Origin of the sequence: Allobosea sp. AK1, assembly GCF_006714945.1 — a bacterium.
Taxonomy (GTDB): Bacteria; Pseudomonadota; Alphaproteobacteria; order Rhizobiales; family Beijerinckiaceae; genus Allobosea; species Allobosea robiniae.
Genome location: NZ_VFMG01000001.1, coordinates 4,250,446 through 4,271,207, shown reverse-complemented (window position 1 = coordinate 4,271,207; position 20,762 = coordinate 4,250,446). Strand labels below are relative to the sequence as shown.

Sequence of the window (20,762 nt, the reverse complement as noted above, 5' to 3'; positions counted from 1 at the left end):
GACTATCGGACCATGAACCGGAAAACGCGCGTCGCCGTGCTCTATGGCGGGAAGTCGGGCGAGCATGAGGTGTCGCTGAAATCGGCGGCCTCCGTCCTGCGCTATATCGACCGCGACCGGTTCGAGCCCGTTCCCGTCAGCATCGACAAGCAGGGCCGCTGGCAATGCCACGACCTGCGCCGGATCGAGACGGCCAATACCGAGAGCCTGCCGATCCCCGCCGATTCACCCGCGATCCGGCTGGAGCCGCAGGGCCAGCGCACCGCCATCCTGCCGGCCGACAGCGCGGCACCAGCCATCGCGCCGGTCGATGTCGTGTTTCCGGTGATCCATGGCCCCCTCTGCGAGGACGGCGCCATGCAGGGCCTGCTGGAGCTGGCCGGCGCGGCTTATGTCGGCTCGGGCGTGCTGGCCTCGGCGGTCGGCATGCACAAGGACATCGCCAAGCGGCTGGCCGCGCTCGCCGGGCTGCCGGTCGCGCCCTATCTCGCCTTGTCGCGCCGCGACTGGCGGCGCGACCCGGCAGGCTCAGCCAAGGTCGCGCAGGGGCGGCTCACGCTTCCGGTCTTCGTCAAGCCCTGCAACATGGGCTCCAGCGTCGGCGTCCATAAGGTCAAGAGCTGGGAGGCGCTCGGCTCCGCACTGGACGATGCCTTCCAGTACGACACCAAGGTTCTGATCGAGCAGGGCATCGACGCCCGCGAGATCGAGGTCGCCGTGCTCGACGGCGACCCGCCGGTGGCGAGCGTCGCCAGCGAACTCAATGCCGGCCCGCAGCACGAGTTCTATTCCTACGAGGCCAAGTATCTCGACCAGGACGGCGCCAGCGTCGACCTGCCGGCGAAGCTCGATGCCGAGCAGATGGCGCGCGTGCGGCAGCTCGCGATCGACGCCTTCCTGGCGCTGGAATGCAGTGGGATGGCGCGCGTCGACTTCTTCCTCGACCGCCAGAGCGGCGCCTTCTTCTTCAACGAGATCAACACCCTGCCGGGCTTCACCGCGATCAGCATGTATCCGAAGATGATGGAAGCCTCCGGCCTGCCCTACCCCGCCCTCATCACCCGCCTGATCGAGCTGGCGCAGGAGCGCCATGCTGAGCGGGCGGGCCTGAAGACGGATTACGAAGGCTAGTCCTTCCGCGCGACCTGCGCCTGCTCGAAGGTCGCCATGCCCGAATGGACCGCCGCCGCCGCCTTGACGAGGCCGGCGGCGAGCGCCGCGCCCGAGCCTTCGCCGAGGCGCATGTCGAGCGCCAGCAACGGCACCTTGCCGAGACGGGCAAGCACATCGGCATGGGCACCTTCGGACGAGAGATGGCCGGCGATGCAATGGTCGATGGTGGACGGCTCGATCGCGTGCAGGATCGCGGCGGCAGCCGTCACCACATAGCCGTCGAGGATGACCGGGATGCGCTGCGAGCGGGCCGCGATGATCGCCCCGCAGATCGCCGCGACCTCGCGCCCGCCGAGACGGCGCAGCACTTCGAGCGGGTCCTTGAGATGGGCGCAGTGCAGGGCAAGGCCGGCTTCCACCGCCGCAACCTTGCGCTTCAGGCCCTCGTCATCGACGCCGGTGCCGCGGCCGCACCAATGCGCGGCCTCGCCGCCATAGAGCGCGGCATAGATCGCGGCCGCCGAGGTGGTGTTGCCGATGCCCATCTCACCCAGGCAGAGCAGGTCCGTGCCGCCGACGAGCGCTTCCATGCCGAAAGCCATGGTGGCGACGCAGGCGCGCTCATCGAGCGCATCGGTTTGCGTGAAATCGCCGGTCGGCAGGTCGAGCGCGAGATCAAAGACCTTGAAGCCGAGATCGTAGGCCGCGCAAATCTGGTTGATCGCCGCGCCGCCCGCCGCGAAATTCTCCAGCATCTGGCGCGTCACCGCCTGCGGATAGGCCGAGACGCCCTGCGCGACCACGCCATGATTGCCGGCGAAGACGCAGACCAGTGGCCGGTCGACCGCGGGCTTCCCCTTGCCCTGCCAGGCCGCGAGCCATTCGGCGATCTCCTCCATGCGGCCGAGGCTGCCGGCCGGCTTGGTCAGATTGGCATCGCGGGCGCGGACCGCATTCGCGGCTTCCATGTCGGGACCGGGCATCGCGGCAATGAGTTCGCGGATATCGTCGAAGGGCAATCCGGAGGCGGCCATGGTCAAATCCATCACGCGAGGGCGCCGCATCAGCGCATCGGCATGGCGGCAGGATTGACGCTGCTGCTATAGGGTCGGAGGCGTGAAGACAATCGAATGGAGCAGCGCGGCGGACATGGCTGAGGCCGAAACGACGATCGAAACGCCCCCGCCGGACTGGCCGGGCTGGGGAATCGCGACCGCGATCTGCCTGCGCTTCTGGTCGCGCCTGCCGGTGCCGTTGCTGCCAGGCGAGAGCGACGGCCACGCCATCCCGGATTTCCGCGAGGTCCCGCGCGCCCTGCCCTTCGCCGCGCTGGCCATCGCCGCGCCGGCCGCGCTGATCGCGCTGGGGGCTGGCCTTGCGGGCTTGAGCGGTTTCGTCGTCGCAGCGCTCGCCCTGACCGTGCTCGCCCTGACGACCGGCGCCTTCCATGAGGATGGGCTCGCCGACAGCGCCGACGGCCTGTTCGGTGGGCATACGCTCGAGCGCCGGCTGGAGATCATGAAGGACAGCCGCATCGGTTCCTATGGTGCGCTGGCGCTGGGGCTGTCGCTGCTGCTGCGGGCGAGCCTGATCGCGATGATCCTCGACCGCTCCGGCGCCTGGGCGGCGGCGGCGGCGCTGCTCGTCGCGGCCCCCTGGTCCCGCGCCGAGGGCCTTTTCATGCTGGCAACCCAGCCGGCTGCACGCAGCAGCGGTGCGGCCGCCGCGGTCGGCCAGCCGACCGTTCTGACGGCGCGGATCGCGCTGGGCTTGAGCCTCTTCCTCGCGACCGGGATCGGGCTTGCGGCTGAACTGCCGATCGCCGGCCTGCTGATCGGCTTCGGACTGGCGCATGGCGCGGCGGCGGTGCTATCGCGCATGGCACGGCGCCTGATCGGCGGGCAGACCGGGGACATCCTCGGTGCAGCCCAGCAACTTGCCGAGATCGCGATCTATCTCGGTCTTGCGCTCGCGATCGCGTGGCCGGGGCGGTGAACGGCGCCTCGACGCCCTGCATCAAGGTCTGCGTCATCGATCCCGCGAGCAAGCTCTGCGAGGGCTGCGGCCGGACGCTCGCCGAGATCGCGCAATGGGGATGCCTGAGCGAGGCCGAGCGGCTGGCGATCATGGCGGTGTTGCCTGAGCGATTGGCCGATCGCAAAGGCTGAAATTAGTCCTCGACCGCGCCGGCCAGACCGACCAGCGCGTCTCCAGTCAGGCGATAGAACACCTTCTTCGGATAGGCAGCCGCACCGAGCCCGTCATAGAAGCGCAGCAGCGCGGCGTCGTCGGCATCGGCTGTCCAGTCTATGCGGCGATGACCGCGCTCCAGGGCGAGCTCCGCCAGTGCCGTCATCAGCTTGCGGCCGAGTCCGGCGCCCCGTGCGGCATCGGCGACATAGATCTCCTTGAGGAAATAGCCGGTCTTCAGGCCCGGTCCCGGATAGAGATTGCAGGCCGAGGCGAAGCCGAGGACCGTCTCGCCCTTGACGGCGATGAGGATATCCACGCCGGCCGGCAAAGCCGCGAGCCCCGAGAGGATCTCCTCGGACGCCGGGCACGGCACGCTGTAGTGCCCCTGCATCTCGACCATCAATGCGGCCAGCGCCTTGTGGTCCTCGGGCTGCAGCAGCCGGATCGCGATCTCGCTCATCGCCGTTCGCCTCAGTGGATGAGCGACCAGACGAAGCGGCTGGCGACGACGAGCAGGAACAGGCCGAAGGCAATCTCAAGCCGGCGCTTGGAGAGCCGATGCGCCAATCGCGCGCCGATCGGCGCCGTCCAGATCGAGGTCGGGATGAACAGGATCATGCCGATCAGCGAGACATAGCCGAGGGAGAGCGGCGGCAGCGTACCCAGGGCCATCTGCGGCCAGCCGGCATAGATGAAGCCGATCGCGCCAGGGATCGAGATCAGCACGCCTAGTCCCGAGGAGGTCGCGACCGCCTGGTGGATCGGGCGACCATAGAAAGTCATGAACAGGCTGGAGAGCTGGCCGCCACCGATGCCCATCAGCGCCGAAAGCACGCCGATGATGCCGCCATAGGCGACCATCAGCGGCTTGCCGGGCATGTCCTCGCCGAATTTCCAGCGATCCGCCGCGAAGAGCAGGCGCAGCGCCGAGACCGTCGCCACCGCCACGAAGACGATCTTGAAGAGATCGGCGGGCGCGAAGCGAGCGATCCAGCTGCCGGCAAGCACGCCGACGATCACCGGCACCGCCCAGACCTTGAGGATCGAGAGATCGACCAGCCCCTTGGTCCGGTGCGCGTTGAAGGAGCGGATCGAGGTCGGGATGATGATCGCGAGCGAGGTGCCGACGCTGAGCGGCATGCGGATCTCCTCGGCCACGCCGATGACGCGGAAGATCTCGTAGAGCACCGGCACGATGACCGCGCCGCCGCCGACGCCGAAGACGCCGGCCAGAAGCCCGGTAACCGCGCCGGCCAGCACGAGCGAGACGGCGAGGAAGGCGAGATCGCCGAGGGGAATGCCAGCAAACATGACGAGAGATCCGGTGAAGCCGCCCGATCTCTCGGCTATTTGGTCTGCGGGAGCAAGGTGTCCCCCGCATGGCCGTCGCGTGAATCCGGTGCGGCGGGCTCAGCCGCGGCCGGTATCGAAGATCGGCGCAAAGCCACCATAGACGACGCGCTTGCCGTCGAAGGGCATCTTCAGCGCCTCCATGCGCGGGTCCGCCATCATCTTGTCCCAGGCGGCGGCGCGCACCTCCTTGGACGGCCACTCGACCCAGCTGAACACGACCGTTTCGCCGGCTTCAGCCTTCACCGCGCCCTTGAAATCGGTGAGCTTGCCGTCCGGCACGTCATCGCCCCAGGCATCGACGATGCGGCGGGCGCCGTATTCCTTGAAAAGCGCCGCGTGCTTGGCCGAGAAATCGCGGTAATCGGCCTTGCTCCCGTCGGGCACGGCGACGAGGACGCCGTCGAGATAGCCCATCGCGCCACCCTCGCCCTCGTCGAGGATAGGGGCGAAGCCGCCATAGATCATGCGCTTGCCGTCGAAAGGCATGGCCTCGCCCATCGCCTTCATGCGCGGATCGCTCATGATCCTCTCGTTGGCGGCATCGCGCGTCGCCCGGTCGGGATACTCGAACCAGGAGAAGACCACGACCTCGTCCGGCGTCGCCTTCACCGCCCCCTTGAAATCCGTCACCTTGCCGTCCGGGACATCGTCGCCCCAGGTCTCGACATGGCGCCGGACGCCGAATTCGAGGAACAGCGGCGCCGCATCGGCAGCCTGCTTGCGGTAGGCTTCCTTGTTCGCCGCGGGAACCGCGAGGACGAAACCATCGACATAGGCCATTGCATCTCTCCTTGCTCGCAGTCGCCGGCGGCGGCCGCATCCAAAATGTTGATATCAACCCTACGGGCCCGGAATGGGTCCGTAAAACCGCTGTCAGTCGCTGCAGGAACTCACCGCGAGTTCCGGCTGGAAGCTCGCCGCGCCCAGCGGCTTGCCCGGATAGCGGTCGTGATGGCGGACCCAGTCCATGATTCCGACCTCGTTGCGCCCCTTCGGGGTCATGTCGAGGAAGTTATGGGCGCCGATCAGGAGGTCGCCGCCGCGAGCATAGGTCGAGTAGGTATGGAAGATCTCGCCCGCGTCGTTGCGATAGAAGACGCTGAAGCCCGGCATCTCGCCGCCCTGCCCGTCATGCATCGCGTAATTGTATTCGTAGCGGCCGGCCGCCTTCTCCCCGGGGCTCGGCGAGACGTGGAAATCATAGTTGAAGTCGCTATTGGCCGATGAGACCCAAGGGAAATCCCAGCCCATACGGTGCCGGAAAGTCTGGAACTCGGCATAGGGCGCCCGCGAGACCACGACGAGGCTGACGTCATGGTGCCTGAGATGCCGGTTGGCGCCGTCGAAATGATCGGCCAGGAACGAGCAGCTCGGGCAGCCCTCCCGGGCGCCCGGCCCGAACATGAAGTGATAGATGATCAGCTGGCTGTTGCCGGCGAAGAGATCGCCCAGCGAGAGCCCGCCATCCCAGCCTTCGAAGGTGTAGTTCTTCTCGACCCTGACCCAGGGCAGCGCGCGCCGCTCGGCCGAAAGCGCGTCGCGCCGCCGGGTCAGCTCCTTCTCGTTGGCGAGGTGGGCTTTGCGCGCGGCAAGCCACTCCTCACGGGATACGATCCTGTGTTCCATCGTCTCCTCTCCTCTGCTGTTCGCCGGCGTGGTGCCGGCGGCTTCTTCGGCGTGCTCCCACACGCAATCGCTCAGGCGAAATAGGCCTCGAGTTTGACCATGGTCCCGGTCCAGCCATGGGTGTGACCACGGACAGCGGCATCGTCGGCGAGCTTCTCGTGCAAAAGCGTCAGGATCGTGCCGTCTCCGTCCGGCTTCAGGGTAACGGTGACGCGCGAGACGCGCTCGGGTGTCGTGATCCATGACCAGCTGAAGACGAGGCGCTCGTTCTCGACCACCTCGAGATAGCGGCCGAGGACCTCGTGGCGCTCGCCGGTATTCTCGATCATCACGACATGATAGGCGCCGTCGACGCGCGGATCGATCTCCGCCTCCTGCGCCACGACATTCTCCGGACCGAACCAGCGGACGAGCAGGTCCGGATCGGTCCAGGCCTTGTAGACTTCGGCCGGCGACGCATTGAGGCGGCGCTTCATCGTGAGGCTCGGTGTCACCGGTTGATGCATGCGCCCTGTTCCCTCTCCCGTCCTCAACCTTCGCCCTTGCGTCGCGCTTCGAGCAGCGCCTCCAGCGCATCGAGCCGCTCGGTCCAGAACCGCTGATAGCGCGCCAGCCAGCCCATCGCCTCCTCCATCGGCTCCGCATTCAGGTGGCAGGACACGGTGCGCCCGGCCTTGGTCCGCGTCAGCAACCCGGCATCCGAGAGGACGTCGAGATGCTTCATGATCGCCGGCAGCGAAACCGGAAACGGTTTCGCGAGCTCGCTGACGGACAGCCCGTCCTCCCGCTCCAGCCGCGCCAGCAGGGCCCTCCGCGTCGGGTCCGCCAAGGCGGAGAAGGTCCGGTCGAGCTGCGCATCCTGAAACTTAACCATTGAGTTAAGTTTAAGCAGCAGCGACCATACGTGTCAAGGACGAGCGATTGTGCCTCTGCCCAGCGACAATCCAGAGATTGCGATCAGACCGCGTGGTCGTCCGCCGGCATGACCTCGCCGCCGAGGAGACAGCCGACAGGCCGACCGTCGGCGAAGCCGATCCTGACCCGGATTTCCGAGAGCGCATTCATCGCCCGGCCCTGCAGGATGGTGATGCGGCCGCTGTCGCGGGGGACGAGATCGTTCTTGAGCAGTCCGAAGGCCAGCGCCGCGGCGGCGATGCCGGTCGCAGCGTCTTCCGGGTAGCCGGAGGATTTCGGGAACTGCCGGGCCTCGAAGCGGCGCTGCGCCTGATCCGCGACGGCGTAAGGGTAGAGCCCGGTCGAGCCGATGCGCTCGCAGCATTTTTCGGTGAGAGCCATATCGGTCGTCAGCGCCTGAAGATGCGCGGCGCTCTTCATCGGGATCAGCGTCTTGACGCGCGAGGTCACCGCGTTCTGGATCGGCAGGTCGAGCAGATCGCGGCGCGAAATCCGGAGCGTTGCGAGCACGTCCTCCTCCTGCGCGCGCTTGAGGTCGACGACCTTGCCTACCGGCTGGCTGATCTCGACCGTCGGGTTCTCGGCCTCACGGTTCTCGACATAGCCGGTAACGGAGCCGCTGCGCGTCTCGATCCGCATCTGCTCGGCATCGAGGCGGCCGGCCGTCGCCAGGCACCAGAGCGCGCCGATCGTGGCGTGGCCACACATTTCCATCTCGTGACGCGGCACCCAGAAGCGGAAGGTGAAATCGGAATCGGTGCCGGAGGGCGGCCGGACGAAGCCGGATTCATGGCCGTAGCGGGCTGCGATCGCCCGCATGTCCTCATCCTGCAAAGCCGCCGCATCGATCACGATCGGGCAGGGATTGCCGCCCTGCCCCTGATGCGTGAACACGTTGACCAGCCTGATCCCGTCCTGCGCCATCGCCCTGCCCGCCCCGTCGAAGCTGGAATCGCCCCTGCTACGAGGGACTGCTACGGCTTCGCAGCAAATCGCGTTTCCCGCAACGAACCGGTGCAATCAGGCGGCGGCGGCCTCGTGGCGCGACACATGGGCTATGGCAGCGCGCAGGTCGTCCAGCATCGCTTCTCCACCCCGTCTGCGCATGCGACGCGGTCTGGATGCCTCAACCGGCTCTCAACATATCCCCTCCATCGCCCAGATATTGCAGGATGTCGCGCGGGATGGAGGGATCGTCCGGCGGCAAGGTCGTCGCGACTATCATGTCTTCCTTGCGCATCAGTCCCGAGCGCCGATAGTGCAAGGCTGTCCTGGTCGCGTAGGGCTCGCGCAGCATCGTCGCCGCGACGCCGCTGGCGATGCCGAACATGAACCTCGTCTTGCTGCGCTGGACGGGCATCAGAATCGATGTCGTCAGCTCGTTCTTCTGCACGCTTTCGAAATCGATGAAGAAAATCCTGCCGGCGAGCGGAAACGTAAAGCCGTGATACTTGAAGATGTAATCGGTCCTCGGGGGAGAATCCACGCTCGGAAACCGCTCGATATAGCAATGCTGATAGAGGTTCTCGTTGTTGTATATGCACAGAAGGGAGCGAATGATCGCTCCCTTGTAGATCGATGAATACTGATATCTATCGTAGACACCTGTTATATCAAGGGATTCCTGCTTGGAGGCGAGCACGGCGGCGTTCATGAAGTCGTCGAACTGGCGCGAGCCCCGCAAGCGATCCAGAACCGGGAAATAATTGCCATCGACGAGCATCCGGACTTCGTCGGTCTCGGCGAAGAGGACGGCTGGCCCCAGCCCGAAAAACTGCGAGATCCGCCGGACATTACCCGGCGACGGCAAATGAACGCCCGAGAGGTATTTGTTGAACTGCTGCCGGTTGAGCCCGATCTTGCGGCATACGGCGGTGATCGAGCCGTGCCGCTCGCAGAGGAACCTGAGGTTCGCGGCGAACCGTTCCACATCGTTCGGTTTCAAGGCGTTCCCGCTCCCCGTTTTGCCCAGCAGCAGGTCGACGCAACTACTGCGTCACTTTGCGTCAGCAATCAAGCTGTTGCGAAATTGCCAGCCGGCGCATCGGCACAGGACACTCGCCGGATCAGATTTCGCGGAAGGCCAAGATGATCAAGCGCTTGAAGACGGCTGCAGGTTCCGGCGATGCGGTTCAGGACAAGGCCCTCACCAAGGCGGTGGAGGACTTGCTGGAGCAGGTCGAGACGGGTGGCGACCAAGCCGTTCGCGCGCTAGCCAACAGGTTCGACGGGCTGGACCGTCCATCGTATCGGCTCAGCGACAGTGAAATCCAGGCTTGCGTCGACAGTCTGACGACGCGGCAGCGGGAGGATATCGAGTTCGCCCAGGCTCAGGTCCGCAATTTTGCGCAGGCCCAGCGCGCTGCGTTCCGGGACATCGAGGTCGAGACGCTTCCCGGCGTCGTCCTCGGGCACAGGAACATCCCGATCGCCAATGTCGGCTGCTACGTCCCCGGCGGCAAATATCCGCTGCTCGCCTCGGCGCATATGTCAGTCGTCACGGCCAAAGTCGCGGGCTGCGAGCGCATCATCACCTGCGCGCCGCCGTTCAAGGGCGAGATCGCCCCCCTGATCGTCGCGGCCCAGCATCTCGGCGGCGCCGACGAGATCTATTGCCTCGGTGGTGTCCAGGCGATCGCCGCCATGGCGTTCGGAACGGAAAGCATCAAGCCGGTCGACATGCTCGCCGGCCCCGGCAATGCCTATGTGGCGGAAGCCAAGCGCCTGCTGTTCGGCAGGGTCGGCATCGATCTCTTCGCCGGCCCGACGGAGACGCTGGTTATCGCCGACGAGACCGTCGACGGCGAAATCTGCGCCACCGATCTGCTCGGACAGGCGGAGCATGGCGTCAATTCGCCCGCCATCCTGCTCACGACTTCCGAGAAGCTGGCTCGCGAAACCATGCGAGAGATCGAGCGGCTGCTCGCCGTCCTTCCGACGGGAGAGATCGCGCGCAAGGCCTGGGAAGATCATGGCGAGGTCATCGTCTGCGACAGCCGCGACGAGATGGTCGAGGAAGCCGACAGGATCGCCTCCGAGCATGTCCAGGTCATGACGGCGGACCCAGACTACTTCCTCGAGCATCTCAAGAACTACGGCTCGCTCTTCCTCGGCGTCCGCACCACCGTCTCCTATGGCGACAAGGTGATCGGAACGAACCACACGCTCCCGACCAAGAAGGCGGCGCGCTACACCGGCGGGCTCTGGGTCGGGAAATTCCTGAAGACCTGCACCTACCAGCGTGTGCTCACCGACGAAGCCTCCGTTCTGATCGGCGAAGTCTGCTCCCGACTCTGCATCATGGAGGGCTTCGTGGGCCATGCCGAGCAGGCCAACATCCGCGTCCGGCGCTTCGGCGGACGCAACGTCCCTTACGGCGCCGCCGTGAGCACGGCGGCCGACGGCCCCGGAGCGACAACCCCGTAACCGACGCGAAACAGACATGCTGTCTTTCATGATCAGGCGCATCGTCGCGACCATCCCGGTGATGGGCTTCGTCGCCCTCTTCGTCTTCTCGCTGCTCTACATCGCCCCGGGCGACCCGGCGGCCGTGGTCGCCGGCGACCAGGCCTCGCCGGCCGAGGTCGAGCGCATCCGGCAGAGCCTTGGCCTGGATAGACCCTATCTGGTCCGCTTCGGGGAATGGGCCGGGCGCGTCGCGCAGGGCGATCTCGGCGCGTCGATCTTCACGGCCCGGCCGGTGACGCAGCTCATCGCCCAGCGCATCGAGCCGACGCTGTCGCTGATGGTGCTGACCCTGATCGTCGCCGTGTTCGTCGCGGTCCCGATGGGCGTGCTCGCGGCGTGGAAGGCGGGAAGCCTCGTCGACAAGGCGGCGATGGGCTTTGCCGTGCTCGGCTTTTCGGTGCCGGTCTTCGTCATCGGCTATCTGCTCGCCTATGTCTTCGCTCTCAAGCTGGAATGGCTGCCGGTACAGGGCTATGCGCCGCTGGCGGAGGGCTTCTGGCCCTGGCTTCGCAGCCTGCTCCTGCCCGCTCTCACGCTCGGCTTCGTCTATATCGCGCTGATCGCCCGCATCACCCGCGCCACCATGCTGGAGGTGCTCCAGCAGGACTATGTCCGCACCGCCCGCTCCAAGGGGCTGGCCCATCGGCAGGTCTTCTTCCTACATGCCCTCAAGAATGCCGCCGTGCCGGTGATCACGATCATCGGCGTCGGCATCGCGCTCCTGATCGGCGGCGCGGTCGTCACCGAGAGCGTCTTCGCGATTCCCGGGCTGGGCCGGCTGACGGTCGATGCGATCCTGCAGCGCGACTACCCGGTCATTCAGGGTGTCGTTCTGATGTTCAGCTTCGTCTATGTGCTGGTGAACCTGCTGATCGACCTCGCCTATACGCTCGTCGACCCGAGGATCAGCTATTGACCGCGCTCTCCGGCACTGAAGCGGGCGCGACCCGGCTCTTCGCGAGCGCGACGCGGCAAAAACGCTTCCTGCACTATCTGCGCCGGCACCCCTCGGTTGCGATCGGCGGCGGGCTGCTGCTCGCCATCGCCCTGGGCGCCATCCTCGCCCCTCTGCTCTGGACGATAGACCCGACGCAGCTCTCCCCGGCCCGGCGTACGCGAATGCCCTCGGAGCAATTCTGGTTCGGGACCGACATGCTGGGGCGCGACGTCTATTCGCGCGTCGTCTACGGCGCCCGCGTCTCGCTCGTCGTGGGATTTTCCGTTGCGGTGCTCGCCTCGGTCGCCGGGCTGGCGATCGGCGTGCTCGCAGGCTTCGTCAGGAAGCTCGACGGCGTCATCATGCGCGCCATCGACGGCATGATGTCGATCCCGCCCATCCTGCTCGCCATCGCCCTGATGGCGCTGACGCGGGGATCGGTCGGCAACGTCATCCTGGCGATCACGCTCGCGGAAATCCCGCGCGTCGCCCGGCTGGTCCGCGGCGTCGTGCTGTCGCTGCGCGAGCAGCCCTATGTCGAGGCAGCCGTCGCCTGCGGCGCAGGGGTGCCGCGCATCCTCGTCAGACACATCCTCCCCAACACAGTCGCGCCGATGATGGTGCAGGCGACCTATATCTGCGCCAGCGCGATGATCGTCGAGGCGATCCTGTCCTTCATCGGGGCTGGCATCCCGCCCGCCACGCCGTCCTGGGGCAACATCATGGCCGAGGGCCGCGCGCTCTGGCAGGTCCGGCCGCATATCGTGCTGTTTCCCGCGATCTTTCTCTCGATCACCGTCCTGGCGGTCAATCTCCTCGGCGACGGACTGCGTGACTCGCTCGATCCGCGCATTGCCAAGCGCCTTTGAAGGGAACCGAAACACCGGGGTGGCGCGATGCGCCCCTCCTCGCGAACCGAGAACCGAAGCTGCCGAGAAACAAGGGAAGCCGGCAGCCTTCGATCCGGATCGCGTCCATCGCCAACCAGCTATCAAAGGGAAGGACGTTCATGCGCGTCGCATTGGCCAGCTTCGAATTCGAAGGCAACACGCTCTCGTCGCAGATCAACCGCCGGGATACGTTCAGCCGCAAGGTGCTCGTCGAAGGAGACGGCGTTCTCCCGGCGGTCGAGGGGCGCGACCTCGCGGTCACCGGCGCACTCGAAGCGCTGCGCAAGGAGGGGCTCGAGATCGTCCCCATCCTCGTCGCCCATGGCGGTTCCGGCGGCGTCGTCGAGGGCGCCTTCTACCGCGAGACCCTCGACAGGATCGTCGCGGGCATCCTGAAACAGCCTGTCGACGGCATCTTCCTCGCCCTGCACGGGGCCATGATCTGCGAGGGCGAGACGGATCCCGAAGGCGCGCTCATCGCGGCCCTGCGTGCGGCGCTCGGCCCGGGCATCCCGATCGCCGCGAGCCTCGACCTCCATGCGCATGTTACGCCGCGCATGGCCGACAACGCCGACATCCTCGTCGGCTACGAGACCTATCCACATGTCGACGCCCATGGCACCGGGCGGCGCGCCGCAGAATTGCTCGCGGGAGCGCTGCACGGGCGCATCAGGCCGGTGACGCGGCTCCGGCGCATCGACGCCCTGCTGCCCGTCGTCGGTGGCTCCACCAATGGCGATGCGCCGATGGCCCAGGTCCGCGAACTGGCGCGCCGGATCGAGGCGGACGGGCGCGCGCTCGCCGCGAGCTACTTCCCCGTCCAGCCCTGGCTCGACATCGACGATCTCGGCATTGCCGGGGTGGCGGTCACGGACGCCGATCCTGCCGCGGCAACGGCTGTCGCCGAAGAGATCGTGCTGGCGATGTGGGACCGGCGCCGGGCCTTCGAGCTTGCGTGCCTGTCTCCCGACGAAGCCGTTCGTGAAGCCCTCGACCGACCCGCCCGCGTCCTGATTTCCGATGCGCCCGACTGCGTCGGGGGCGGGGCGCCCGGCGATGCGCCGGCCGTGCTGGCGGCTCTGCTGCGTGCCGGCCCCGATGCGGAGTCGGCCGTCCTTGTCGTCGATCCGGCCGCGGCGGCAGAGGCCTTCGACCTCGGCATCGGCAAAACCGCCCGCATGCGCATCGGCTCCTCGCTCGACCCACGCTTCCACCCCCCGGTCGAGACGGAGGTCGTCGTCGAGAGCCTGCATGACGGCCACTTCACCTATACAGGCGGCATCAGCGCCGGCACGCCGGGACAGATGGGGCCGACCGCCGTCCTGCGGGCGGGCAGGCTGCGGATCGTGGTGCCGACCTACGCGACCTACGAGTACGGCGACGAGCAGTATCGGGCGGCGGGCGTCGATATCCGCGATTGCAAGATCGCCGTCCTCAAGAACCCGATGAACTTCCGCACCCTGCTCGATGCCGACACCTCCTGGGTGATGGTCGGTGGCGCCGGCCCGACAGCGCCGGACCTCGCGAGCATCGCCTGGCAAGTGAAGAAGCGCCCTTTCTGGCCCTGCGACGACCAGCAGCAGCCCGTTTTCATGGAGAACCACCGTGACGCCTGACACCTTGCTTTCCTGGCCGACGCCATCGCGCAGCCGGAACGCTCCTCCGGTCGAGGCCCGCTTCGCCGCGGGCACGGCCTGGATCGACGGCAGGATCGTGCCCGTCGCCGAAGCCAGCCTGCCGCTGCTCGATTGGGGCTTTCTGCGCTCCGATGCCTGCCAGGAGACGATCTCCGCCTGGGACGGGCTGCTGTTCAGGCTCGACGACCATCTCGACCGCTTCTGGCGCTCGCTGGAGCGCCTGCGCATGACCTCCCCGCTCAGCCGGGACGAGATCCGTGGCGCGATCCATGCCCTGATCGCCACGGCCGGTTACGACAACGCCTATGTGCAGATCATCATGACGCGCGGCCGCCCCCCGATCGGCAGCCGCGACATCCGGCTCTGCACGCAACGCTTCCAGGCCTTCTGCATTCCCTATGTCTGGATCGCGACGCCCGAGGTGCAGCAGCGCGGGCTCCACGTCCATATCGGCAGCCGCCATCGCGTGCCGGCAACCTCGGTCGACCCGATGGTCAAGCATTATCACTGGCTCGACTTCGAGCTCGGCCTGCTCGAAGCCTTCGACCATGGCGCCGAAACCGTCGTGCTGACCGATGGACAGGACCATCTCCTCGAAGGCCCCGGCTTCAACATCTTCGTCCGCAAGGGCGAAAAGCTGCTCACGCCGCGCAGCGGCATGCTCGACGGCATGACCCGGCGCACGGTGATGGAACTCTGCGCCGATCTCGGCATCTCGGTCGAGGAAACCGACGTGCCCGTCGCCGCCCTGCGCGATGCCGATGAGGCCTTTCTCACGACGACGGCCGGCGGGGTTCTCCCCGTCGCCTCGGTCGACGCCAAAGCCATCCGCAACGGCCCCGGCCCGTTCACCGCCCGCATCCACGCCGCCTACTGGCAGCGCCGCGCCGATGGCTGGCTCGGCGAGCCGGTCGATTACACCGTTCCCGCCGCCCTCGCCTCGGAGTAGAACCATCATGCTCAACAGACGTCAGTTCATCGGCGCGGCAGGTGCTGCCGCCATCGCCCGCCCCGCTATCGCCCAAGGCACGGCGGCACGCACGCTGAAGTTCATTCCGGAAACCAACCTCGCCATCCTCGACCCGGTGGTGACGACGGCAGCGGTCTCGACCACGCATGGCTACTGCGTGTTCGACAACCTCTTCGCGGTCGACGACCAGTTGCGGCCGCAGCCGCAGATGGCCGCTGGCGCCACGACCGCCGACGACGGCAAGACCTATGAGATCAAGCTGCGCGACGGGCTCAAATTCCACGATGGCGAGCCGGTCCGTGCGCGCGATTGCGTCGCCAGCCTCAAGCGCTGGAGCACGCGCGACAGCTTCGGCCAGGCGCTGGGCACGGTCGTCGACGAATGGCAGGCCGTCGACGACAAGACGATCCGCGTCAGGCTGAAGCGGCCCTTCCCGCAATTCCTGCGCGCTCTCGGCAAGCCGCACTCCTCGGCCGCTTTCATCATGCCGGAGAGGATCGCAAATTCCGACCCGATGACGCCCGTCAAGGAGATGGTGGGATCGGGGCCGTTCCGCTTCGTCGCCAACGAATTCGTCCCCGGCTCGCGGATCGTCTACGAGAAGTTCGAAGGCTATGTGCCGCGCGAGGAACCCGCCAACTGGACGGCGGGCGGCAAGCGCGTGAATTTCGACCGCCTCGAATGGCATGTCATCACCGATGCGGCGACGGCAGCGAGCGCGCTTCAGCGCGGCGAGGTCGACTGGTGGGAGCGCCCCCTGCCCGACCTCATGTCGACGCTCACCTCGGACAAGAACGTCACCACCAGCACGCTCGATCCCTACGGCCTCATCCTCGGGATGCGCTTCAACCATCTCGAGGCGCCGTTCAACAACCCTGCGCTGCGGCGGGCCATCCTCGCGGCCGTCACGCAGGACGACTACATGCAGACGGTGATGGCGGGCGATACCGACAGCTACCGCGTCTGCCGGGCGATGTTCCCCTGCGGCCTGCCGGGCGTGAACGAGCTCGGCGCCGGGATCATGAAGCAGCCGCCGGACCTGAAAGCCGCCCGGGCCGCGATCGAGGCCTCCGGCTACAAGGGCGAGAAGATCGTCATGCTGCACGCCGCAGACCATCCGCTGATCGCGCCGCTCGGCGACATCACCGCCGATCTGCTGAAGCGCCTCGGCCTGAATGTCGACGTGCAGACCATGGACTGGGGCACGGTCGTCCAGCGCCGCACCTCGAAGGAGCCGGTGGAACGCGGCGGCTGGAGCATCTTCCACACCAACTGGCCGGGCTCCTCGGTCACGAATCCGGCGGAGAACCTCTATATCCGCGGAGCCGGCGCATCCGGCTGGTTCGGCTGGCACGACAGCCCGGAGATGGAGAGCCTCACCGCGCAGTGGCTGGCCAGCACCGATGAGGGGCAGGCACAGAAGCTGCTCGACGATATCCAGCGCAGCGCGCTCAACACCGTGCCTGTCGTGCCACTTGGGCAGATCATTCCGAAGACGGCCTATCGCAGCAACCTGCAAGGCATCCTGACTGCGTCGTCTCCGTTGTTCTGGAACGTTCGCCGGGCCTGAAAACCTGGCTCATTGACCGGGCGAGCGGCTTGGCCCGCGCCCGCATGGAAAAGCCCGCCGGAACGATCCGGCGGGCTTTACCTTTCCCAGCAGGGCCGGTTCAGGCCGCCGCGGCGGCCTCGTGGCGCGACACATGGGCAATGGCGGCGCGCAGGTCGTCCAGCGTCGCATCGGCGCCGACGCAGCGCTCGGCCAGGTGGCGGCGGAAGGCGCGCGCACCGGGACGGCCCGGGAACAGGCCGACGAGATGGCGCGTGAAGGCATGCACGCGCCCGCCCCGCTCGAGATGCGCAGCGATGTACGGCTCCAGCGCCTCCAGCATGGCGAAGGCGTCCGTCACCGGCGCCTCCTGCCCGAAGAGCAGCGGATCGGCCTGAAGCAGGATCTCCGGGTTCTGATAGGCCTCGCGGCCGATCATGACGCCGTCGAGCTTCTCCAGATACGCCGGCCACTCGGAGGGCGCCTTGATGCCGCCGTTGATCGCGACCGGCAGGTCCGGATTGGCCGCCTTCAGGCGATAGGCACGCTCGTAGTCGAGCGGTGGGATCTCGCGGTTCTCCTTGGGCGAGAGCCCCTGTAGCCAGGCCTTGCGGGCATGGACGATCAGGGCATCGACGCCGGCCGCCCGCACCGCGGCCGTCAGCGCATCGAGCGCGCTTTCAGGGTCCTGATCGTCGACGCCGATCCGGCATTTCACGGTGACGGGAATGGAGACCGCCGCCTTCATCGCGGCGACGCAGTCGCCAACCAGAGCCGGCTCGCGCATCAGGCAGGCACCGAAGGCCCCGCCCTGCACCCGGTCGGAGGGGCAGCCGCAGTTCAGGTTGATCTCGTCATAACCGAAATCGGCGCCGATCTTCGCGGCTTCCGCCAGCAGCGCGGGATCGTTGCCGCCGAGCTGGAGCGCGACGGGATGCTCCATCGCATCGAAGCCGATCAGGCGCTGGCGATCGCCCCGGATCACGGCCTGCGCCGTCACCATCTCGGTATAGAGCAGCGCGTGGCGCGACATCAGGCGGTGGATGACGCGGCAATGCCTGTCCGTCCAATCCATCATCGGCGCCACGGAGAAGCGCCAGAAGCTCGCCTCGACACGAGCTGCGGTGATCTGGATGTGTGTATTCAACGCGCGTGGCCTGCCGGTGCCTGGTTCATTCATGCGGAGACGCTGCCATGGCGACCGTGCCGTCAAACGGTACCGAGGCAGCGAAACTTGGGCGTATATGGCTCAATTCGCGGAGATGCGCGAGGGGCGCGGCGAAACTCCGGCTCCGGCCGGAGCATCGTCCGAGACGAACGCCATGGAACTGTGCCGCCGGCCTGCGGTTGGAAGGGCAGAGGTCGCGCGTCACCTCGTCCCGCACAGCCCTGGAAGAAGCGGAGTTGGTATGGCCGAAGCTCCGCGCGTTTTGCGACGCTCGCGTATGCGTCAGTTCTTCGGGATCGCGCTGCGCTACTGGCGCGGCAGGGCACGGTGGCGTGCCTGGGTCCTGACGATCACCGTCCTCGTCTTCATCGCAGCGCAAACCGGCGCCGCGGTCGGCATCAACCGCTGGAACCGCTGGTTCTTCGATGCTCTGGAAAAGCGCGATGTCGGCGCCGTCTGGGCGACAGTCGGCTGGCTGCCTTTTCTCCTTGGAGCCGCCGCGCTGTCGATGTCCGGCCTCGTGGTCAGCCGGATGCTGCTGCAGGTGCGCTGGCGCGAGAACCTGACGCGTCGCCTCGCCGGCTGGTGGATCGCCGACCAGCGCTATTATCGCCTGGGCTTCCTGGCCAACAACATGACCGCCCCGGAGTACCGCATCGCCGAGGATGTCCGCCTCGCCATCGAGCCCCTGGTCGAGCTCGCGATCGGGCTGATCAGCGCCTTCGTCACGGCGGCGACCTTCGCCGCAATCCTCTGGCAGGTCGCCGGCTCGGCCGAATTCGCGCTCGGCGGGACCACGATCGTGATCCCCAGCTATATGGCGCTCGCAGCCGTAGTCTATGCCGTGGTCGCTTCACTTGCCGCCTATTTTGCCGGCCGCCCCCTCGTTGCGCGTGTCGCTCACAAGAACGAGATGGAGGCGCAGTTCCGGGCGGAGATGACGCGATTGCGCGAAAATGCCGAGAGCATCGCGTTGATCCGGGGTGATGCCGACGAGCGCAGCTCCGCCGGGAAAAGCTATGGCCACGTCGTTGCGGCCTGGCTCAGGATCGTGCGCCAGCAGGGTGTGATCGCGCTGGTGCTCAACACCAACGCCGCGCTCTTCCCGATCGTGCCGCTCCTGCTGATCGCACCGAAATTCCTGTCCGGTGACGTCACGCTGGGCGCGGTCGTGCAGGTCGTCGCAGCCTTCAGCGCGGTCCAGGCCGCATTGATCTGGTTCGTCGACAATTTCGTGCGGCTCGCCGAATGGTTCGCCTCGGTCACCCGTGTCGACGAGCTGATGGAGGAGATCGAGGCGCTGGATATCGGCACGATCATGGACAAGGACACCGGCATCGAGCTCGGCGAAAGCGATGACGGCGCGATCCATCTCGACAACCTGTCCATCGCCCACAGCAATGGCCGCGTCGTCCTGGCCGATGCCACCGTGACCATTGCGCAGGGTGCGAAGGCGCTGATCGCGGGCGAGAGCGGTTCCGGCAAGAGCACGCTGATCCGCGCGATAGCCGGGATCTGGCCTTGGGGTTCCGGCTCGATCAGGGTACCCGCCGGCCAGTCGATCGCCTTCGTGCCGCAGAAGCCCTATCTCCCAAAGGGCACTCTGCGCACCATACTGCTCTATCCGGATGCGGACCGCGTCGTGACGGACGAGGCTGTCCTCGCGGCGCTTCAACGCTGCGGCCTGAGCTATCTCGCAAAGAAGCTCGACGCAGAGGAAGACGACTGGGACCGCATCCTGTCCGGAGGTGAGCGCCAGCGCGTCGCCTTCGCCCGCCTGCTGCTGCAAAAGCCCGATATCATCGTGATGGACGAGGCAACCTCGGCGCTCGACGAGGAGAGCCAGGCTTCGTTGCTGAACCTGTTCCAGGAGGAACTCGCGGCGGCGACGCTGATCAGCGTCGGCCATCGTCCCGGCCTCGAGGATTATCACGACCAGAAGATCACGCTGGAGCGCAGGCCTGCGGGCGCTCACATGACGTCCAGGCGCCTGCGGAAATCGCTGTGGCGGCTGTTCAGGAGCCGCGGCGCCGACAATGAGGACGAACGCCCGGAACCTTACGACAGTCCGTGACGGCGGCGCTCGTCTTAAGCGCCGCCGATCCGGGTCATTTCTTCGCTCTGGCGACGATCTGCGTCGGATTGACGAAGCGGAGCGCGATCACCAGCCAGATCAGGGTGGTGACCATGTAGATCACCGCCATCGCGTCGATCGACTGCACCGCACGAACACCGGAGGCGAAGACAGCGTAGTAGAGCGCGACGACGAGCGTCTGGCTGGTCGGGCCGGCCGTGAGGAAGGTCAGTTCGAACATCGCGAGGGTGCGCACCAGCACCAGCAGCAACGCGGCGAGGATACCGGGCAGCAGCAGCGGCAGCAGCACATGCACGAAGAGCTTGAAGGTGTTGGCACCGAAGACGCGCGCCGCCGACTCGATCTTGGTGTCGATCTGCTCGATGAACGGGATCATCACCAGGATGACGAAGGGCACCGTCGGCACGAGATTGGCGAGCACGACGCCCGACATCTGGCCGGCGAAGCCCGCCTGGTAGAGCACCGTCGCCAGCGGAATGCCGAAGGTGATCGGCGGCACCAGGAGCGGCAGCAGGAAGAGCAGCATGACGAGCTTCTTGCCCGGGAAGTCGCGCCGCGCCAGCGCATAGGCCGCCGGCACGCCGATCAGCCCTGAGAGCGCCACCACCAGGAAGACGATCTGGAACGTGACGAGCAGCACCTCATAAAGCTGGAACTCGGACCATGCGGCCGCATACCAGCGCGTCGTCCAGCCGGCCGGCAGCCAGGTGCCGAGCCAGCGCGTCGAGAAGGACGAGGTCACCACCGTCGCGATCATCGCGAAGAGGTTGACGATGAAGAAGCCGATCAGCGTCCAGTTGGCGGCGGCCCAGAGCTTCGTCGAGAGACGGGTATCCTTGACCATCGGA

21 protein-coding genes are annotated in these 20,762 nt (G+C 66.8%); 10 read left to right on the top strand and 11 right to left on the bottom strand.

Annotation, left to right across the window (positions count from 1 at the left end; all coding sequences use genetic code 11):
- Positions 1-12: 12 nt before the first annotated feature.
- Positions 13-1,131 (top strand): D-alanine--D-alanine ligase family protein, encoded by a 1,119-nt coding sequence (locus tag FHT98_RS20525; protein ID WP_142115132.1) that lies wholly within the window; start codon positions 13-15, stop codon positions 1,129-1,131.
- Here the strand turns inward: FHT98_RS20525 and cobT are convergent.
- Positions 1,128-2,147 (bottom strand): nicotinate-nucleotide--dimethylbenzimidazole phosphoribosyltransferase, encoded by a 1,020-nt coding sequence (cobT, locus tag FHT98_RS20520; protein WP_248309266.1) that lies wholly within the window; start codon positions 2,145-2,147, stop codon positions 1,128-1,130. The genes FHT98_RS20525 and cobT overlap by 4 nt on opposite strands.
- Positions 2,148-2,262: 115 nt before the next feature.
- On the opposite strand from cobT, the gene FHT98_RS20515 reads away from it, so the two are divergent.
- On the top strand, positions 2,263-3,108 hold the full coding sequence (locus FHT98_RS20515; RefSeq protein WP_142115131.1) for an adenosylcobinamide-GDP ribazoletransferase: 846 nt from the start codon (positions 2,263-2,265) through the stop codon (positions 3,106-3,108).
- Positions 3,105-3,281: a DUF1289 domain-containing protein gene (locus tag FHT98_RS20510; RefSeq protein WP_091855687.1), complete on the top strand. Its 177-nt coding sequence runs from the start codon at positions 3,105-3,107 to the stop codon at positions 3,279-3,281. The genes FHT98_RS20515 and FHT98_RS20510 overlap by 4 nt, the downstream gene beginning before the upstream one ends.
- 2 nt (positions 3,282-3,283) lie before the next feature.
- Here the strand turns inward: FHT98_RS20510 and FHT98_RS20505 are convergent, their stop codons facing one another.
- The 8 genes from FHT98_RS20505 to FHT98_RS20470 form a co-directional block, all read right to left on the bottom strand.
- A complete protein-coding gene (locus tag FHT98_RS20505) occupies positions 3,284-3,766 on the bottom strand; it encodes a GNAT family N-acetyltransferase (RefSeq protein WP_142115130.1) in 483 nt (160 codons plus the stop codon).
- Between the two features lie 11 nt (positions 3,767-3,777).
- A complete protein-coding gene (locus FHT98_RS20500) occupies positions 3,778-4,617 on the bottom strand; it encodes a sulfite exporter TauE/SafE family protein (protein WP_142115129.1) in 840 nt (279 codons plus the stop codon).
- Positions 4,618-4,716: 99 nt separating this feature from the next.
- Positions 4,717-5,439 (bottom strand): DUF1428 domain-containing protein, encoded by a 723-nt coding sequence (locus FHT98_RS20495; protein ID WP_142115128.1) that lies wholly within the window; start codon positions 5,437-5,439, stop codon positions 4,717-4,719.
- Between the two features lie 93 nt (positions 5,440-5,532).
- Entirely contained in the window at positions 5,533-6,285 is a 753-nt protein-coding gene (locus FHT98_RS20490) for a DUF899 domain-containing protein (RefSeq protein WP_142115127.1), read from the bottom strand.
- A 71-nt stretch (positions 6,286-6,356) separates the two neighbouring features.
- Positions 6,357-6,791 (bottom strand): SRPBCC family protein, encoded by a 435-nt coding sequence (locus FHT98_RS20485; RefSeq protein WP_061964372.1) that lies wholly within the window; start codon positions 6,789-6,791, stop codon positions 6,357-6,359.
- 23 nt (positions 6,792-6,814) lie between these two features.
- Positions 6,815-7,159 (bottom strand): ArsR/SmtB family transcription factor, encoded by a 345-nt coding sequence (locus tag FHT98_RS20480; RefSeq protein WP_061964374.1) that lies wholly within the window; start codon positions 7,157-7,159, stop codon positions 6,815-6,817.
- A gap of 83 nt (positions 7,160-7,242) precedes the next feature.
- Entirely contained in the window at positions 7,243-8,124 is an 882-nt protein-coding gene (locus FHT98_RS20475) for a PhzF family phenazine biosynthesis protein (RefSeq protein WP_113586020.1), read from the bottom strand.
- A gap of 202 nt (positions 8,125-8,326) precedes the next feature.
- On the bottom strand, positions 8,327-9,145 hold the full coding sequence (locus tag FHT98_RS20470) for a helix-turn-helix domain-containing protein (protein ID WP_113586019.1): 819 nt from the start codon (positions 9,143-9,145) through the stop codon (positions 8,327-8,329).
- 143 nt (positions 9,146-9,288) lie between these two features.
- On the opposite strand from FHT98_RS20470, the gene hisD reads away from it, so the two are divergent.
- The 6 genes from hisD (at position 9,289) to FHT98_RS20440 (ending at position 16,672) form a co-directional block, all read left to right on the top strand.
- Entirely contained in the window at positions 9,289-10,626 is a 1,338-nt protein-coding gene (gene hisD / locus FHT98_RS20465) for a histidinol dehydrogenase (RefSeq protein WP_113586018.1), read from the top strand.
- Between the two features lie 16 nt (positions 10,627-10,642).
- Complete coding sequence (locus FHT98_RS20460; RefSeq protein ID WP_091855695.1) at positions 10,643-11,584, top strand: ABC transporter permease; 942 nt, start codon at positions 10,643-10,645, stop codon at positions 11,582-11,584.
- Positions 11,581-12,474 (top strand): ABC transporter permease, encoded by an 894-nt coding sequence (locus FHT98_RS20455; protein ID WP_113586017.1) that lies wholly within the window; start codon positions 11,581-11,583, stop codon positions 12,472-12,474. Before FHT98_RS20460 ends, FHT98_RS20455 begins: the two co-directional genes overlap by 4 nt.
- 140 nt (positions 12,475-12,614) lie before the next feature.
- On the top strand, positions 12,615-14,111 hold the full coding sequence (locus tag FHT98_RS20450; protein WP_142115125.1) for a M81 family metallopeptidase: 1,497 nt from the start codon (positions 12,615-12,617) through the stop codon (positions 14,109-14,111).
- Positions 14,101-15,081: an aminotransferase class IV gene (locus FHT98_RS20445; RefSeq protein ID WP_244492693.1), complete on the top strand. Its 981-nt coding sequence runs from the start codon at positions 14,101-14,103 to the stop codon at positions 15,079-15,081. Before FHT98_RS20450 ends, FHT98_RS20445 begins: the two co-directional genes overlap by 11 nt.
- A 7-nt stretch (positions 15,082-15,088) precedes the next feature.
- On the top strand, positions 15,089-16,672 hold the full coding sequence (locus FHT98_RS20440) for an ABC transporter substrate-binding protein (RefSeq protein WP_142115123.1): 1,584 nt from the start codon (positions 15,089-15,091) through the stop codon (positions 16,670-16,672).
- 100 nt (positions 16,673-16,772) lie between these two features.
- Here the strand turns inward: FHT98_RS20440 and dusA are convergent, their stop codons facing one another.
- On the bottom strand, positions 16,773-17,798 hold the full coding sequence (gene dusA, locus FHT98_RS20435; protein ID WP_465246919.1) for a tRNA dihydrouridine(20/20a) synthase DusA: 1,026 nt from the start codon (positions 17,796-17,798) through the stop codon (positions 16,773-16,775).
- Positions 17,799-18,096: 298 nt separating this feature from the next.
- On the opposite strand from dusA, the gene FHT98_RS20430 reads away from it, so the two are divergent.
- Positions 18,097-19,893 carry an ABC transporter ATP-binding protein/permease gene (locus FHT98_RS20430; protein ID WP_185745228.1) on the top strand — a complete coding sequence of 599 codons (1,797 nt, stop codon included), beginning with the start codon at positions 18,097-18,099 and terminating at the stop codon, positions 19,891-19,893.
- Between the two features lie 34 nt (positions 19,894-19,927).
- Here the strand turns inward: FHT98_RS20430 and FHT98_RS20425 are convergent, their stop codons facing one another.
- Entirely contained in the window at positions 19,928-20,758 is an 831-nt protein-coding gene (locus tag FHT98_RS20425) for an ABC transporter permease (RefSeq protein WP_061964391.1), read from the bottom strand.
- Positions 20,759-20,762 lie beyond the last annotated feature (4 nt).